Origin of the sequence: Bordetella sp. 02P26C-1, from assembly GCF_009763255.1 — a bacterium.
Classification (GTDB): domain Bacteria; phylum Pseudomonadota; class Gammaproteobacteria; order Burkholderiales; family Burkholderiaceae_B; genus Bordetella_A.
The window spans coordinates 22,819-39,809 of record NZ_WSJB01000005.1 but is presented as its reverse complement, the minus strand read 5'-3'; the positions used below and the strand labels follow the sequence as shown (position 1 = coordinate 39,809).

Sequence of the window (16,991 nt, the reverse complement as noted above, 5' to 3'; positions counted from 1 at the left end):
GTCTCGGTCGTGCCAGGATTAAAAAGAGAATACGCATATATCGTATACGATAAAAAGCCTGTCGTCGCTGGGCGTAGTTGCTTCTAAAGCTGCAAAGTAGCGCCAAATATCCCCTTATTTCATGCCTTTATTGAAATTCAGGGGGGAATAGCCTCGTGTTGCTTTGCTTTTTTGGCGCGCGAATTATCGCCGATAATCCTATACGAAAACAAACTTTTTTACATTGGAACGGTAGGGCGGCCCCGCCGCACAAGCCTGGTGCAGATCGCACTTTGTCGGCGTGCGGTTTTGGCTCAACTTGGGGCGGAGATGCCTTATTGTGGTGCGCGAGAGCGCGCCATCACCCATTTGCTCAGCTAGCTACTTTTCACCCGATGGCGCCGCCCGACATATAAAATCAGCGCGAACGTTCATCGGTCTGCGCTCATCCTTCGTCGGCCGGACGCACCCTTGGGACTCGCAGTTGCCATGTTTGATTTTCAGCCGGTTCGCGCGCGCAATCAGGGATCTACGCTGGTCGATCAGGTGGTGGACGTGTATGCCGCCGCGATCCAGAACCGCCAGTTGCGCCCCGGCATGGCAGTGCCTTCGGTACGTGAGTTCGCGCGCAAGTACGGCGTCAGCACATTTACCGTCGCCAGCGCCTATGGTCGCCTGGTCAATCAGGGCTGGTTAACGGCGCGACCCGGCGCCGGATACCGCGTCGCGCCACAGGGGGATGCGCATGCGCCGAGCGAGCCTGCTTCCTGGGTGCCGCCGCGGTTGAATGCGAGCTGGCTGTTATCGGACATCTTTGCCGATCACTCCATCGCCATCAAGTCGGGCGGCGGCTGGTTGCCGGGTGAATGGTTAAACGAGGAAGGCCTGCATCAGGCGCTACGGCACTTGGGGCGCGTGCCCGCGTTGCGCATCGCGGGTTACGGGCATCCCTATGGTTATGCCCCCTTGCGCGACACCGTCGCGTCCGGGCTCGGCGCGCATGGCCTGGATGTAACGCTCGACCAGGTGGTGTTGACGCAAGGGGTGACCCATGGTTTGGACTTGGTCATACGTACTTTGCTGCGGCCGGGCGATACCGTGCTGGTCGAACATCCTTGTTATGCCAACCTGCTGCCCATGTTGCGGCTAGCTGGGGTTCGGATGGTCAGCGTACCTCGCACGGCAGACGGTCTGGATTGTGAGGCGCTGGCCCAAGCCGCGCAGACTCATCGTCCGCGCGCGTTATTCGTCAACACCGTGCTGCAAAATCCCTCTGGCGCCGTTATGAGCATGTCGAATGCCTTTCGCGTGCTTCAGCTCGCCGAGCAACAAGAGTTCTGGGTGATCGAGGACGATATATCACGTGAACTCGTGACCACCTCCGCGCCGATGCTCGCCGCGCTCGATGGAGCACGGCGTGTAGTGTATCTGGGCGGGTTCTCGAAAGTGATCAGCCCTTCGGTGCGCGTGGGTTATATCGCCGCGCATCGCGATCTGGTGCGCGACATCGCTCGCACCAAAATGGCGGTCGGCTTGACCTCGCCCGAAATCATGGAGCGTGTGGTGCATCAGGTCATCCGCGAGGGACGCTATCGCGCGCATATCGCGCGCACACGCGAGCGGCTGGCGCAGGCACACGCAGTGGTGGCGCAGCACATGGATGCACTGGGATTGACACTGTGGGCGCGCCCGCATGCGGGCTTATTTTTGTGGGCGCGGCTGCCGGACTCATGGGCGTGCAGCGCCAATACGTTGGCAGAGGCCGCGCTCAAAGATGGAATCTGGCTCGCCCCGGGATCGTATTTCGATCCCGACGAGGCCGACATTCCGTGGATGCGGTTCAACGTCGCCTATTCACAAGCGCCCCAACTGTGGCGCTTTCTTGAGCAGGTGCGGCAAAAGAAATCAGCCTAGCGTGCCGCCTGATCGCCTCAGTCGCGCCGCTCGTACACCACGAATTCGTAGTGGTAGCCGTTCTCTTCCGGCTGTGGCTCGCGCGAGGTTTCACGCCAATGCGCGGCGGCCAGTCCCGGGAAAAAGGCATCGCCTTCCACATGCGCACGCACTTCGGTGGCGATGACGCGTTGCGCGAGCGGGATGGCTTGCTCATAGATCTGCGCGCCGCCGATCACATACGCATGCGGCACGTTCCCACAGGCATCGATTGCCGCCTGCAAGGTCGTGGCCACCACGGCGCCCGGCGCCTCGTAATCCGCATTGCGAGTCACCACCACATTCGTGCGGCCCGGCAGCGGGCGTCCGAGCGATTCCCAGGTCTTGCGTCCCATGATGATGGGGCTGCCCAGCGTGGTGCGCTTGAAATGCGCGAGGTCGCCCGGCAGCTTCCAGGGCAACGCATTGTCGCGTCCAATGACGCGATTATCCGAATACGCGACAACAAGGGTCAGGGTAGGCGGCATAGGTTCGGCCTCGATGAAGTCAGCGTCGCAGTCGTTATACGGCCATGGGCGCGGTCAATGGCGGGTGATGCCTGTAGCCTTCCAACGCAAAATCACCCGGCTCCACGCACTCGAGCCAATCGGGTTCGTACTGACCCGTGACGGCATAGTCCGGGATGCGGTCCGACAGCACCAGGCGCGGCGATTCATACGGCTCGCGCTTGAGCTGTTCGCGCAGCATGGGCATATGATTCTCGTAAATATGCGCGTCGCCAATGAAATACGAGAACCAGCGCGGGCGATACCCCGTCAACCGGCCCACCAGATGCAGCAGCGCCGCGCCCTCGGTCAAATTGAACGGCGTGCCCAGCCCGACATCGTTGGACCGTATATATAGACACAGCGATATCTCGCGCGTGCTGGCGTTAGGCAGGAACTGATAGAGCAGGTGGCAAGGCGGCAGCGCCATTTCCTCGATCTGTGCCCAGTTCCAGCCATGAAAGAGAATGCGTCGGTCCTGCGGGTTGGTATGTATCGTGTCCAGGCACTGACGCAGTTGGTCCACCGCTTTGTACAGCAACACATGCGGCACGCCGGCTTCGTCTACCTCGGATACTTGGCGGTAGCCCCGACCCAACGCATCTTCGATCTGCGTGCTCTGCGTCCGAGGCAGCAGCTTGTACGCCGGCCAGCGTCGCCATTGAACGCCATAGACCGGCCCCAGATCGTCCGGGCCCTCGCGGTACGGGTTGGCGAGCCAGTTTGCGTTCTCGTTCGCATTCTGGTCCCAAACCTTGCAACCCAGCGCGCGAAACTCCGCCGCGCTGCGCGCCCCGCGTAGGAAACCGACCAGCTCGCCAATTGCCGATTTAAAAGCCAGCTTCTTGGTGGTGACCGCAGGGAAACCCTGTTGCAGGTCGAACCGCAACGCCGCGCCGGGCAGGGACAAGGTCCGGATGCCCGTGCGGTTTTCCTGCCACGCACCGTGATCCAGGATGGATTGAATTAGCGAAAGGTACTGTTTCATAGCAAAGCCAGGCGCCCACGAAGCAAGCGTGGTCCCGCAGCCGTCAGGCCGCGGGCGTTTCGTCGGTATCGACCACTTCTACCGAGAACGTGAGTTCAGCGGTTTTTTCCAGGATGGCCGACGCGGAGCAGTACTTCTCATGGGACAGTTGTACCGCGCGTTCCACGGCAGCGCGGGGCAATTTCTTACCAGTCACCGTGAACGCAAAATGAATGCGGGTAAACACTTTAGGGTCCGTTTCCGCGCGCTCGGCGGCCAGTTTGACCGAGCAGCCCGTCACGGCGTGACGTCCGCGCTTCAAGATCAGGACCACATCATAGGCCGTGCAGCCGCCGGTGCCGGCCAGCAGCATTTCCATGGGGCGCGGGGCCAGATTATGACCGCCACCTTCAACCGCGCCGTCCATGGCGGCGATATGGCCGCTGCCGGTCTGCGCGACGAACAGCATGCCGTCCGGGCCACCCCAGTTGATGGTGCATTCCATGAAAAATCCCTCGTTCGTAAGTCGCGAAGAAAACCTCCATGATAACCCGGGGTCAACTGTCCAAGACGCAGGGGCGGGAGCGGTTCATGCTAAAGCAGCGTTATAGAACGAGGAAGGCCGGCACTAGCCAATTTCCCTACAATTAGGGGGAACCCTAAATCACAGATGCAGATGCTCAGGAGTCCCAATATGCCCGATGCCACCATGAGTTCCGTTGCTGTCCCGTTTGCACGCCGGCGCGGTCCACTCGACGGTTTGATTGGTGAAGTCGACCGTGCTCTGCGCGTGCTCGCGGGTGCCGCGACAGCCTCGCGCGCGTATCCGGCACAAGCGGCAGAGCCGCAACCGCCCTTGACCGAGCAGGAAAAGCGGCATGCCGCCGGGCTGATGCGGGTGAATCACGTGGGTGAAGTCTGCGCACAGGCGCTGTACCGTGGTCAGGCCACCGCTTGCCGCGATGCGTCGGCGCGCCGTTTGCTGGAACAGGCCGCGGCCGAAGAGGTGGATCATTTGGTGTGGTGCGCCCAGCGCCTAGAAGAGCTCGGTAGCCGACCGAGTCTGTTGAACCCGCTTTGGTATGCCGGTTCATTTACGTTGGGGGCTTTGGCCAGCGTGGCCGGCGTGCCGCGCAATCTGGGCTTTATGGCCGAGACGGAGCGTCAGGTCGAGGAACATTTGGACGGTCACCTGCGCACCTTGCCGCCCACCGATCTTCGTTCCCGGGAGATCGTCGACAAGATGAAAGAAGACGAGGCTCAGCACCGGCATAACGCCGAAGAGGCGGGCGGCGTGCCACTGCCAGCACCCGTGCGCGGTTTGATGCGGCTGATGTCGCGCGTGATGACGACGACCGCCTACCGGATTTAAGTTGGACGCTCCGCTGGCGGGCAGTTGTGCAACGCACAATTACCGGGGTGGGCAGTAGTCATAGAGAGTCTCCGATCCGGTCTAAGCGCTTGAAAACTTTAGGGTAAGCCCGCAAGGGTTTACCCTTTCCGGAAACGCCCTGATGCACGTAGATGCTTGTTGTCAGCGCAGTCACGAGCCTCATTGCTGCGTAATCACAACAAAAATCACGGCCCTAAAAAATTTCCAAAAAACATCTTGCGTCGCACAAAACGATCGGCTAATATTCGTACATGGATGTTGAAAACGCAGCGGCGCGGTGAAAACCCCGAAGCGTAGCGGCAAGACCCTCAGGGTTGCCACAACATGCCACGGTTGTCTCCTCCACCCTCCTCCTTTGGTGGATTTAGCCCGAGATCTTGCGATCTCGGGCTTTTTTTTCGTTATGCGCTCGCTCGCCTGGTATTGTGAGCGCTGCCACCCATCACTGCCGTTCTCTGCATTCCCCGAAATCGCCGACCTCATCGCCCACTCCTGAGTGCCCAGGATTAAGACGATTGTGGCCGCAAAGCCACGCCCGGGTAAAAAGGCCCTCGCCCTGGGGGCGACACAGGGGCTGGGCGTATCGGAGCGGGGCAATAGGATTACAATTCCCTCACGCTGCGGGTGTTCTGCAGAGTACGCTTCAATTGTTACATCCTGAGGGGACACCTTTCACTTGTTCATGCCCCTCATATACGGGTGTTACACGCGGTGTCGATAATGTCGTGCTCCTTACCTCCACCTGCTAAGGTATTGTTGTGACTTGGTTATATATCTGTGTGGTGGCGTTCATGGTCGGGGGCCTAATCGTCGCCTCCGAGCGCTGGCATGGCGCGTTTACCGGTGACAGCGACCTAAATAAGCCTCAGGCGTCGCACTCGCGCGCCACGCCTCGCGTGGGCGGTCTTGCGGTGCTGGCTGGTTCCTTGGCGGGTTTGCTTGTACTCGGGCCCAGCAACATGACGCTGACGTGGCTATGGCCCGCGCTGTTTGTCGCGGCCTTGCCCGTGTTCGTCGCGGGGCTGCTCGAAGACATTACCAAGGACATTGGCGCCAGCAAGCGCCTGCTTGCCGCATTCTTATCAGCCGCGATTGCATGGTGGTTGCTGGGTGGCGTCAGCCGTGTCGGCATGGCTCCCGTGGATTGGGTGCTGTCTTTCTGGCCGGTATCTCTGCTTTTCACCATGTTTGCGGTGGGGGGGTGTACGCACGCACTCAACATCGTTGACGGGATGAACGGCTTAGCCGGGATGGTCGCCACGTTGATGTCGGTCTCGATTGCCCTGGTGGCCTTGCAAGTGGGCGATATGCCGATCTTTATGATCGCCGCGGCCCTGGCCTCTGCGACGCTCGGCTTTCTGGTGTGGAATTTTCCGTTCGGCCGCGTGTTCCTGGGCGACGGCGGCGCGTATTTTCTGGGTTTCATGCTCGCGGAACTGGCTGTCCTGCTAGTGGTGCGTAATCCTTCCGTATCGCCGTTCTATGCGCTGGCGGTACTGTTTTATCCGGTTTTTGAAACGGGGTTTTCAATCTGGCGCAGGCGCTTCAAACGCGGAGTGCCGGTGGATCAGCCGGATGCGTTGCACTTGCATCAGCTGGTCTTTCGCCGTCTGGTGCGTGTGACGTTCAGTCGTGATCGTCGCCATGCCGTGCCGGCCCTGTGCAACGCCCTAGCGTCCCCCTATATGTGGGTGCTGGCCCTGATCGGGCTGGTGCCGGCCACGATATGGTGGGATAACGCCTGGATACTCTGCCTGAGCCTGGTGGTGTTCGCAGCGGTTTATATCTGGCTGTACGTCCGGCTCGTGTCGTGGCGTCGCCCGTCCTGGCTATTGCTGCCACGGGCGCACTGAGCAGGCCGCTGCCTCGCCGTTGTTACAATTCCCGTTCCTATTTGCAATGCCGCGATCGTAAAGCGGCAAAGGGAGAGCGATCTTGCGTATCGATGAAGTGAAACTTGCCGTGGTGGGCCTTGGTTATGTCGGGCTGCCCCTGGCCGTGGAGTTCGGCAAAAAGCGTCCGGTGATCGGGTTCGACATCAATGTCAAACGCATCCAGGCGCTGCAGGCCGGCCATGATCACACGCTGGAGGTCGAAGACGACGAGCTCGCGCAAGCCAAGAATCTGACCTACACGTCCGATCGTGCCGAATTGGGCAAAGCCAACGTGTTCATCGTGACGGTGCCCACGCCGATCGACCAATATAAGAATCCGGATCTGACGCCGCTCATCAAGGCGAGCGAGACCATCGGTTCCGTGCTCAAGCGCGGCGATATCGTCATCTATGAATCGACCGTGTATCCCGGCGCGACCGAAGAAGACTGCGTGCCCGTACTCGAACGCGTGTCGGGTCTGAAGTTCAACGAAGATTTCTACGCCGGCTATAGCCCCGAGCGCATCAACCCGGGCGACAAGGCACACCGCGTGAACACGATCAAGAAAGTGACCTCCGGCTCGACGCCGGAAGTCGCCGATCTGGTCGATGCGCTCTACAACGAGATCATCACCGCCGGTACGCATAAAGCGTCCAGCATCCGCGTGGCCGAGGCCGCCAAGGTCATCGAAAACACCCAGCGCGACGTCAACATCGCGCTGATCAACGAGCTGGCGCTGATCTTTAACAAGATGGGCATCGACACCGAGGCGGTGTTGGAAGCGGCCGGCACGAAGTGGAACTTCCTTCCGTTCCGCCCCGGTCTGGTGGGCGGCCATTGCATTGGCGTGGACCCGTACTATCTGACGCATAAAGCGCAGTCGATCGGCTATCACCCCGAAATCATCCTGGCGGGTCGTCGCCTGAATGACTCCATGGGCGGCTATGTGGTGTCGCAGCTGGTCAAGTGCATGACCAAGCAACGCATCCATGTGCAGGGCGCGCGCGTGCTGGTGATGGGCCTGACGTTCAAGGAAAACTGCCCCGATCTGCGCAATACGCGCGTGGTGGACATCGTGCACGAGCTGGGCGAATACAACGTCGATGTGGACGTGTATGACCCGTGGGTCGATCCGCAAGAAGCCGTGCACGAGTACGGAATCGAGCCCATCGCCAAGCCCGAAGCTGGCAAGTACGACGCCATCATCCTGGCCGTCTCGCATGAGCAGTTCGTGAAAATGGGCGCCGCCGCGATTCGCGCGTTCGGCAAGCCGAAGCATGTCTTGTATGACCTGAAGTACGTGCTCAAGCCCAGCGAATCCGACCTGCGTCTGTAATGGAGGTATGAATGACTAATCGCTACGAGAGCATCCAGCGAGAACTGCAAGCGTCGCCGGTCAAATGGCTGGTGACCGGCTGCGCCGGATTCATCGGTTCTAACCTGCTGGAGACGCTGCTCAAGCTAAATCAGACCGTGGTCGGCCTGGATAATTTCGCGACGGGTTATCAGCGCAACCTGGATGAGGTACGCGATTCCGTCAGCGCCGAACAATGGGCGCGCTTTACGTTTATCGAAGGCGATATTCGCGAATTGGCGGATTGCCAGCGCGCCGTCGAAGGCGTCGATTATGTGTTGCATCAGGCAGCGCTAGGTTCTGTGCCGCGCTCGCTGGTCGATCCGATCACGACGAATGCGGTGAACATCAGCGGTTTTCTGAACATGCTGGTCGCCGCGCGCGATGCCAAGGTCAAGAACTTTGTGTACGCCGCATCGAGCTCAACCTATGGCGATCACCCGGCGCTGCCCAAGCTGGAAGAAAACATCGGCAATCCCTTGTCTCCCTACGCGGTGACCAAGTACGTCAACGAGCTGTACGCCAATGTGTTCGCGCGTTCGTATGGGTTCCGCAGCGTGGGTCTGCGTTATTTCAACGTGTTCGGCAAGCGACAGGATCCGGATGGCGCTTACGCCGCCGTGATTCCGAAATGGACGGCGGCGATGATCCTCAACGAGGACGTCAAGGTCAACGGCGATGGCGAGACGAGCCGTGATTTCTGCTTTGTCGATAACGCCGTGCAAGCCAATCTGTTGGCGGCGGTAGCCAGCGACGAGGCGCGCGATCAGGTCTATAACGTCGCCTTTGGCGGGCGTACCACGCTGAATCAGCTGTTCGACTATCTGGCGAAGACCTTGGGCCAGCAGGGCGTGCGGTATGAAAAGAAACCCGTGTACGGGGATTTCCGTCCCGGCGATGTGCGGCATTCGCAAGCCAATATTGGCAAGGCGGAAAAGCTGTTGGGTTACTCCCCAGCCTACGACATCCTGCGTGGGCTGGAGGTCGCCATGCCCTGGTATGTCAAATTCCTGCGCTGATCGTTCTTTATCTTGAAAGCGCTCATTCGCAGAGTCAATGCGATCCATCCTGATCACCAGCGCATTTTCAAGGCGGCGTTTCGGGTAGCGATCTTCTTGATCCTGGGTAAGGCCGCCGGCGCGGTCAAGGAAATGGCCGTCGCCTACCGCTACGGCGTGAGCGACGCCGTGGATGCCTACCAGTTCACGATGACGCTGGCGAGCTGGTTGCCATCGACCATCGTGGGCGTGTTGGGCGTGGTGCTGATCCCGGTCCTGGTGCGCCTAAAGCGCACTGGGGGCGCTGAACGCAATCAGTTCGTGCGCGAATTGCAGGGTTGGGTGCTGTTGGTCGGCGTTGTGCTAGCCGGGCTGACGGTCGCGGCCTGGCCGTGGGTGTTGCGCTGGGGCGGCAGCGGGTTGTCGGCCCAGGTGTCGAGCATGAGCACGGAGCTGCTGCTGGCATTCGCGCCCGTTGCGGCACTGCTCTTGATCGCCGGTATCAGTGGGGCCCGTCTGCGCTCGCACGAACGTCACGTCAATACACTGCTCGATAGTTTGCCCGCCATTGCTACGCTGGCTTGGGTAATGCTTGCCGCGCAGTCCGTTAATGACGTCGGCCCGCTGCTGTGGGGCACCTTGGTCGGCTATGCGATTCAGACCGCGTGGCTGGCGTGGCTGGCCGCGCGTGCGGATGGTGGATTCTGGGGCTCGCCTCGGTTGAGTCTGCAATCGCCGCATTGGCCCGAACTCGTTAGCGCCGCAGGCATCATGCTGGTGGGGCAGGTGGCGATGAGCTTCGTCGGGCCCTTGGATCAATATACCGCGGCGCAGTTAGGCGATAACGCCAACGCGACGCTGGGGTATGCAGCCCGGCTGCTGTCGCTGTTGATCGGCATTGGCGCGGTGTCGGTGGGCCGTGCCGCGTTACCCGTGCTGGCCGATGTGCAGGCCCGTGGCGACGCCGCGCGCGCGCGGACAATGGCGTTGAAGTGGTCGGCCCTGATGCTGGGCGCGGGGGCCGTCGCGGTGGCGATAGCCTGGGCATTGGCGCCGTGGGGCGTTGCGGTGTTGTTCCAGCGTGGTGAGTTCACCGCTCAAGATACGCAGATGGTGGCCGAGGTGTTCCGCTGGGGCCTGCTGCAATTGCCGTTTTATTTCGGTGTCCTGATCCTGGTGCAGCTGTTGGCGAGTCAAAATCGCTACCGTGTCATGGCTTTTATCGCCGTGGCGAACTTTCTGCTCAAGGCGGCGCTGAATGGTGTGCTGGCCGACCATATGGGGACGTCGGGCATCATGCTGGCCACGGCATTGATGTATGCCCTGTCGTTTGCCTGCTATCTCGTGGTGGCGCTAAAACGACCCGATCCGCCCGTGGCCAAGGAGGCGGTATGAACGATACGACGATGCCTGTGCCGCGTGTCCTGATCTTTATTCACTCGCTGCATGGCGGCGGCGCTGAGCGCGTGGCCGCGGATTTGAGCGCGCACTGGGCCGAGTCGGGCTGGCCGGTGATGGTGGTCACGCAGGCCGATGATCGCGATGATGCCTATACGCTGCACCCGAACGTGCAGCGGCGGATTCTTTACACCGCCGGCGAGGGCGGGGGACTGCGCGGCATCGTCGCGAATGTGCGCCGCGTGCGCGCGTTGCGCAAGGTGTTGCGCGAGTTTCAGCCCGACATCGTGTTGGGCATGATGACCACGGCCTCGGTGCTGGCGGTGTTGGCCGCGCGGGGTCTGCCCTGCCAGGTGATTGCGACCGAACATACCCATCCGCCGTCGCAGATGCTGTCTGGATTGTGGCAGCGTTTGCGCCGTCTGACGTATCCGCGCGCCGCGCGCGTGGTAGCGTTGACGCGCGGTACGGCGGATTGGCTGGATCAGCACGTGCCAGGCTCGCGGCTCGCGGTGATTCCGAACCCTGTGCATTGGCCTTTGACGCGAGGCGAGCCGGTGGTGATGCCGCCTGCCGCGAACGGGCGTCGCCGGCTGCTGGCGGTCGGGCGACTGCATACCGATAAAGGGTTCGATCTGCTATTGCAGGCTTTTGCGCGTGTCGCATCGGCGCATCCCGATTGGGATTTGATCATCCTTGGCGAGGGCAGTGAGCGGCAGTCCTTGCAAGCGCAGATCGACGAGATGGCCTTGCAGGCGCGGGTATCGATGCCCGGTCGGGTCGGCAATGTCGGAGACTGGTACGCGCAATCCGATCTTTATGTGCTGAGCTCCCGATTCGAGGGCTTGTCCAATACGCTGCTGGAATCGCTGGCCAGCGGTTTGACCGCGGTATGCTTTGACTGCGACACGGGACCGCGAGAGGTCGTGCGCGATGGCATAGACGGGGTGCTGGTACGACCCAACGGCGATGTGGCCGCGATGGCGGCGGCGCTATCGACGTTGATGCGTGACAGCGCGGCCCGCGAGGCCATGGCGGCGCGCGCCATCGAGGCACGCGAACGATTTTCCGCCCAGCGGGTGCTGGGTATGTGGCAACAACTTTTTGACGATGTGCGGCGCGCGGGCTAACTAGTTTGGCGCGGCCTCGTCCGGATGCACGCAAAAGAGACCATCATGTGTGGAATAGTCGGAATCTGGGGAGCCTTACCCGATAAGGCGCAGGTGCTGGCCGACAGCTGCCGGCGCATACAGCATCGCGGCCCGGATAGTCATGGTCTCTGGGAGGACCTGAACGCCGGCATCACGCTGGCGCATGTCCGACTGGCGATTCTGGATCTGTCTGAAGCGGGTCATCAGCCGATGGTGTCGGCGTGTGGCCGGTACGTGCTGGTGCTCAATGGCGAGGTGTACAACCATCTCGAACTGCGCGCGCAGTTGGAACAGGCCGGACAGGCGCCGCAGTGGCGCGGGCATTCCGACACCGAAACCGTGTTGGCGGGGTTCAGCGCCTGGGGCGTTGAGAAAACCCTGCAAGCGTCCGTGGGCATGTTCGCGATCGCGCTGTGGGATCGTGAACGGCGTAGCCTGACGCTGGCGCGAGACCGCATGGGCGAGAAGCCGCTCTACTACGGCTATACCGGGGGCAATCTCGTCTTTGCCTCGGAGCTGAAGGCGTTGATGCCCATCCCGGGTTTCGGTCGCGAACTGAACCGCTCAGCGATTGCGTCGCTGATGCGTCACAACTATATTCCGGCGCCGCAGTCCATCTACGAAGGCATTTACAAGCTGCCTCCCGGCACCTGGCTGGAAGTCAGCGAAGCCGATATGCAGGGAACTCGTGTTCCGCAGCATGTGGCCTACTGGTCCGCGATGCAGATGGCCGATGTCGGTTTGCAGACTCGCAGCAGCTTTGCGTCCGACGCGCACGCCACGGATGAACTGGAGGCCGTGCTGTCCAAAGCGGTGGGTGGGCAGATGCTGTCGGACGTCAGCCTGGGCGCGTTTCTTTCCGGTGGGATCGATTCGTCCACCATCGTGGCGCTGATGCAGGCGCAAAGCTCGCAACCGGTGCGCACCTTTGCCATTGGCTTTCACGAGAAGAAATACAACGAGGCCGAGCACGCCAAAGCGGTCGCCAAGCATTTGGGCACGGATCATACCGAGCTGTATGTGACGGCGGACGATGCGCTGGCCGTGGTGCCCACGCTGGCCGATATGTATGACGAGCCGTTCGCGGATTCATCGCAAATCCCCACGTCGCTAGTGACGCGCATGGCGCGCCAGCATGTGACGGTGGCATTGTCCGGCGATGGTGGCGACGAACTGTTTGGCGGCTACTCGCGGTATTTCCGGGTGCGTGACTGGTGGGCGAAATGCGAGCGATATCCGCGCCCATTGCGTCACATGATGGGTACGATGCTCAGTGCCTCGGCGTCTCTGCCTGGGCGTGGTGCGTGGCGCGGCAAGGTCGGCAAACTGGGTGAATTGCTGCGTACGGACCGTCACGGCGATTTCTATCGTCAGTTCGTGTCTTACTGGGCCGATCCCGCCCGTGTCGTCAAAGGCGGCGTCGAGCCGCCCTCGTTGTTCGAGCAACAATTGGAAGGATCGGTTTTCGACGCCATGATGAAGCTCGATACGGTGACTTATCTGCCCGACGACATCCTGGTGAAAGTCGATCGCGCCGCCATGGCGGTGAGTCTGGAGACGCGTGTGCCCATATTGGATCACCGTGTCTATGAGTTCGCCTGGCGCTTGCCTTTCGAGTACAAGGTCCGGGGCAACACTGGCAAATGGCTGCTGCGTCAGGTGCTTTACCGCCATGTGCCTCAAGCTCTGGTAGATCGTCCCAAGCGCGGGTTCGCGGTGCCCTTGGCCGCGTGGCTGCGCGGCCCGTTGCGCGACTGGGCAGAGTCCTTGCTACAGCCAGAGCGGCTGCGTCAGGAGGGCTGGTTCGAGCCGGAGCCGATTTTGCAGAAGTGGCGTGAGCACGTTTCCGGGCATCGCGACTGGAGCAGCCGTCTGTGGGGCGTGCTGATGATGCAGGCCTGGTTGGATCGCTATCACGCCGGTATGGTTGGACAAAAGGATACACGACGATGAAGATATTGCTGCTGGTCAGTTCCATGCACGCGGGCGGCGCCGAACGGGTGGCCGCCACATTGGTGAACGCCTGGACTGAGCGCGGCGATACCGTGACATTGGTGCCCACGTATTCTTCCAAGGGCACGTGTTTTTATCCCGTTTCGGATGCGGTGAACCTGATTTGGCTGGCCGATCGCGCGGGTACCCGCCAGGGCGGGCCGCTGGCGGCGTGGACGCGACTGCGGGCGCTGCGCCAACTCATCATCGAGCAAAAACCCGATGTGGTGGTGTCGTTTCTGACCAATGTCAACGTTGCGGCGATTCTCGCCACCAAGGTCCTCGGCAAGCTGGACGTGCCGTTGATTGTCTGCGAGCGCACGAATCCGGTCGCGGAGACGACGACGGGCCGTGTCTGGTCTCAGGCGCGGCGCTTTTTGTATCCGAAGGCCGACATGGTCACGGTGCAGGCCGACGACACCGTGGGGCCATTCTCCCGGCAGGTGCCCGGCATGCGCCGCCTGGAAGTGATTCCCAATCCCTTGCCACCCGCATTATTGGATGCCCCGCTAGTCGATGCGCAGGCAGAGACGCCGCGCAAGCGGCTCTTGGCGATGGGACGGCTCGTGCCCGCTAAACAGTTTGATCTGTTGATCGATGTCTTCGCTCAGTTGGCGACCGCATATCCGGATTGGGACTTGTGGATCTGGGGCGAGGGGCCCGATCGGGACAGCCTGCGGGCGCGCGTCGAGTCCGCGGGTTTGGTGGATCGTATTCAGCTGCCCGGACGCACCGATGCGCCTTGGGAAGCGTTATCCGGAGGTCATGCCTTTGTGTTGAGCTCCGCGGTTGAGGGGTTTCCTAACGTGTTGTTGGAGTCGATGGCGCTGGGTCTGCCTTGCGTCGCATTCGACTGCCCTAGCGGCCCGCGTGAGATGACCCGTGATGGTCAGGACGCGATCCTGGTGCCCGCGGGCGATCGGGACAAACTGCGCGATGGCATGCGCCGCGTGATGGCGGACGCGACGCTGCGTCATAGTCTGGGCCTGCGCGCCGCGCAATCCGTGCGCGATCGTTATGCGCTGCCTGCGGTGCTGGCGCAATGGGATCGTTTGTTCGAGACGGTGCGAGGCAAGGCATGACCACGGGCGAGCCGTTGCGCGTTACCCATGTGATCACCGGCCTGGGGCAGGGCGGCGCAGAGGCCGTGTTGTTCCGGCTGGCCACTTTTGCCGGGCAGCCCGTTGAGCACACCGTCATTTCGCTGACCGATGACGGTGTGTACGGTGAACGTTTGCGGGCTGCCGGCGTCACCGTTCACACCCTGGGCATGGCGCGGGGGCGCGTTAGTCTGAGTGGGTTCGCCAGATTGCGTCGCATGCTGATCGAGCAACGGCCGGATGCAGTGCAAACCTGGATGTACCACGCCGACCTGATCGGCGGCATCGCGGCGCGATTGGCGGGTGTGCGTGCCATCGCCTGGGGCATACGCAATTCGGGCGCGCACTTGCAGCGCAGCAGCCGTTCCGCACGACTGGTCTTGAAGCTATGCGCGATGCTCTCTGGTCAAATTCCCGCAGCGATCGTATGCGCAGCGCGCGATTCGGCGGTGCGTCACGAGCAATACGGCTATCGCGCGGATCGTATGACCGTGATCGCCAATGGCTACGATCTGTCGCGTTATCAGCCCGATGCGCAAGCCCGTCAACGTATGCGATTACGGTGGCAGGTGTCGGACACGACCCCGGTAATCGGATGTGTGGCGCGCTGGGATCCACTGAAGGACCATGGCAACCTGCTCGGTGCAATGGCGTTGTTGGTGCAGCGATATCAGCCCCGCGCGGATGACGGCGTGGGCGGGTCTATCACGACTCCCCATGCCGAAGCCCCTGGACACCTGTCTGCCGACATACACTGCGCGTTAATCGGACGGGGTATGACCCCCGACAATGCCGGGCTGCGTGCGATGATCGAACGCCTGGGATTGGGTGATCGGGTGCTATTGCTCGGCCCCAGTGATGATGTGCCGGCCGTCATGAATGCATTGGACATTCACGTCCTGTCGAGTTGCGCGGAAGGTTTTCCTAATGTGGTCGCGGAGGCCATGGCTTGTGGTACTCCTTGCGTCGTCACCGACGTGGGCGACGCCGCGCATATCGTGGGGCAGACTGCCCCGGTCGTTCCGCCGGAGAACGCGCAAGCCTTGGCTGACGGTATCGCCCGGGCGCTGGAGGACATCACGGTGCGCGGCCGCGATGCCGTGGGCGGCCCCGGACGCGCACGCGTGCTCGCCGAATTCGATCTGGCCCATATGGTCGCTCAGTACGAGTCAGTCTGGCGTCGCATCTCGCGCCGTGGTGCGAAGGAGTCATCATGAACTGTCCGCGTTTGCTGTTTGTGGTCAACAATCCGGCGTTCTTTTTATCGCACCGGCTGCCGCTGGCCCTGGCCGCCCAGCGCGAGGGCTATGAGGTGCATGTCGCGACCATGGACGGCGACAGCGTGGCGCGTATTCAGTCGTATGGTATGACGCACCACGTCATCCCCATGACGCGTAGCGGCAAGAATCCGCTTAGCGAACTGAAGACGATGCTTGCGTTGTATCGCCTGTTCAGGCGGGTCCGGCCCGACATCGTGCACCTGGTGACCATTAAACCGGTACTTTATGGTGGCGTTGCGGCAAGACTGGCCCGCGTACCGAGCATGGTCTCCGCGATATCGGGCTTAGGTTTCGTCTTCGTCTCGCGTGGGGCCAAGGCCGAACTCGTGCGCCGGGTGGTAACCGTGTTGTATCGCATCGCGCTTGGTCATCCGAATAGCCGCATCGTGTTTCAGAACGCCAGCGACCGTGATGTGCTGAGCAAGCTGGGGGCAGTGCGCGACGAGCAGGTGGTGATGATTCGAGGTTCCGGCGTGAACCTGTCGGAGTACGCCGCGGTTGCCGAGCCGCCCACGCCGGTCGTGGCCTTGATGGTCGCGCGTTTGCTGCGCGACAAGGGCGTGTTGGAGTTTGTCGAAGCGGCTCGCATTCTGCGCCGGCAGAATGTGCATGTTCGGATGTTGTTAGCCGGGGGCATTGATCCGGGCAATCCGGCCTCGGTAACTGCGGAGGATGTGCGGGCGTGGCAGGACGAGGGCATCATCGAGCCCTTGGGTGAGCGCAGCGATATCGCTCAGCTGTATGCGGCGTCCCATATCGCCGTGCTACCGTCCTATCGCGAGGGGCTTCCCCGCTCGCTGATCGAAGCGGCGGCCTGCGGCCGCGCCGTCGTCACCACCGATGTGCCGGGATGTCGTGACGCTATTGAGCCTGATGTGACGGGGTTGCTGGTGCCCTCGCACGATGCCGAGGCCCTGGCAGCCGCAATAGCGCGGCTGGCTCAGGACACGTTGCTACGGCAACGGATGGGTGCGGCGGGGCGTGCACTGGCCGAGCGCGAGTTCGCTATCGAGGACGTGTGCGCCAAGCACCTGGAGCTGTATCAAACGTTGCGGCAAGCGCGCTAA

14 protein-coding genes are annotated in these 16,991 nt (G+C 61.7%); 11 read left to right on the top strand and 3 right to left on the bottom strand.

All coding sequences use genetic code 11. The annotated features are described in order from the left end of the window. The first annotated feature begins 468 nt into the window (after positions 1-468). A complete protein-coding gene (locus tag GOQ28_RS03480) occupies positions 469-1,893 on the top strand; it encodes an aminotransferase-like domain-containing protein (protein ID WP_160355441.1) in 1,425 nt (474 codons plus the stop codon). A gap of 17 nt (positions 1,894-1,910) precedes the next feature. Here GOQ28_RS03480 and GOQ28_RS03475 read toward each other — a convergent pair whose 3' ends face one another. Genes GOQ28_RS03475 through GOQ28_RS03465 form a run of 3 tightly spaced genes read right to left on the bottom strand, consistent with a single transcriptional unit; the run spans position 1,911 to position 3,889 of the window. Next, the gene (locus GOQ28_RS03475) at positions 1,911-2,399 is read right to left on the bottom strand and encodes a dihydrofolate reductase (RefSeq protein ID WP_160348696.1); all 489 of its coding nucleotides are present in this window, start codon (positions 2,397-2,399) and stop codon (positions 1,911-1,913) included. Positions 2,400-2,433: 34 nt separating this feature from the next. After that, positions 2,434-3,405 carry a thymidylate synthase gene (locus tag GOQ28_RS03470; protein WP_160355440.1) on the bottom strand — a complete coding sequence of 324 codons (972 nt, stop codon included), beginning with the start codon at positions 3,403-3,405 and terminating at the stop codon, positions 2,434-2,436. A gap of 43 nt (positions 3,406-3,448) precedes the next feature. After that, a complete protein-coding gene (locus tag GOQ28_RS03465) occupies positions 3,449-3,889 on the bottom strand; it encodes an OsmC family protein (protein WP_160355439.1) in 441 nt (146 codons plus the stop codon). Positions 3,890-4,078: 189 nt separating this feature from the next. Here GOQ28_RS03465 and coq7 point away from each other — a divergent pair, with 189 nt between their 5' ends. The 10 genes from coq7 (at position 4,079) to GOQ28_RS03415 (ending at position 16,991) form a co-directional block, all read left to right on the top strand. Beyond that, positions 4,079-4,756 (top strand): 2-polyprenyl-3-methyl-6-methoxy-1,4-benzoquinone monooxygenase, encoded by a 678-nt coding sequence (gene coq7 / locus GOQ28_RS03460; RefSeq protein WP_202109615.1) that lies wholly within the window; start codon positions 4,079-4,081, stop codon positions 4,754-4,756. Between the two features lie 779 nt (positions 4,757-5,535). After that, positions 5,536-6,630, top strand: coding sequence for a glycosyltransferase (locus tag GOQ28_RS03455; protein WP_160348693.1), 1,095 nt, complete (start codon positions 5,536-5,538; stop codon positions 6,628-6,630). A gap of 82 nt (positions 6,631-6,712) precedes the next feature. Beyond that, positions 6,713-7,987, top strand: coding sequence for a Vi polysaccharide biosynthesis UDP-N-acetylglucosamine C-6 dehydrogenase TviB (gene tviB / locus GOQ28_RS03450; protein ID WP_160355438.1), 1,275 nt, complete (start codon positions 6,713-6,715; stop codon positions 7,985-7,987). An 11-nt stretch (positions 7,988-7,998) separates the two neighbouring features. After that, a complete protein-coding gene (locus tag GOQ28_RS03445; RefSeq protein ID WP_160355437.1) occupies positions 7,999-9,024 on the top strand; it encodes an SDR family oxidoreductase in 1,026 nt (341 codons plus the stop codon). A gap of 12 nt (positions 9,025-9,036) precedes the next feature. Then, the gene (gene murJ / locus GOQ28_RS03440) at positions 9,037-10,398 is read left to right on the top strand and encodes a murein biosynthesis integral membrane protein MurJ (RefSeq protein WP_160355436.1); all 1,362 of its coding nucleotides are present in this window, start codon (positions 9,037-9,039) and stop codon (positions 10,396-10,398) included. After that, positions 10,395-11,531 carry a glycosyltransferase family 4 protein gene (locus GOQ28_RS03435; protein WP_160355435.1) on the top strand — a complete coding sequence of 379 codons (1,137 nt, stop codon included), beginning with the start codon at positions 10,395-10,397 and terminating at the stop codon, positions 11,529-11,531. The genes murJ and GOQ28_RS03435 overlap by 4 nt, the downstream gene beginning before the upstream one ends. Positions 11,532-11,576: 45 nt before the next feature. Next, positions 11,577-13,505 (top strand): asparagine synthase (glutamine-hydrolyzing), encoded by a 1,929-nt coding sequence (gene asnB, locus GOQ28_RS03430; protein ID WP_160355434.1) that lies wholly within the window; start codon positions 11,577-11,579, stop codon positions 13,503-13,505. Next, complete coding sequence (locus tag GOQ28_RS03425; protein WP_160355433.1) at positions 13,502-14,626, top strand: glycosyltransferase family 4 protein; 1,125 nt, start codon at positions 13,502-13,504, stop codon at positions 14,624-14,626. The genes asnB and GOQ28_RS03425 overlap by 4 nt, the downstream gene beginning before the upstream one ends. Beyond that, positions 14,587-15,861 (top strand): glycosyltransferase family 4 protein, encoded by a 1,275-nt coding sequence (locus tag GOQ28_RS03420; protein ID WP_160355432.1) that lies wholly within the window; start codon positions 14,587-14,589, stop codon positions 15,859-15,861. Before GOQ28_RS03425 ends, GOQ28_RS03420 begins: the two co-directional genes overlap by 40 nt. Next, positions 15,858-16,991, top strand: a complete 1,134-nt coding sequence (locus GOQ28_RS03415) for a glycosyltransferase family 4 protein (RefSeq protein WP_160355431.1) — start codon at positions 15,858-15,860, stop codon at positions 16,989-16,991. The genes GOQ28_RS03420 and GOQ28_RS03415 overlap by 4 nt, the downstream gene beginning before the upstream one ends.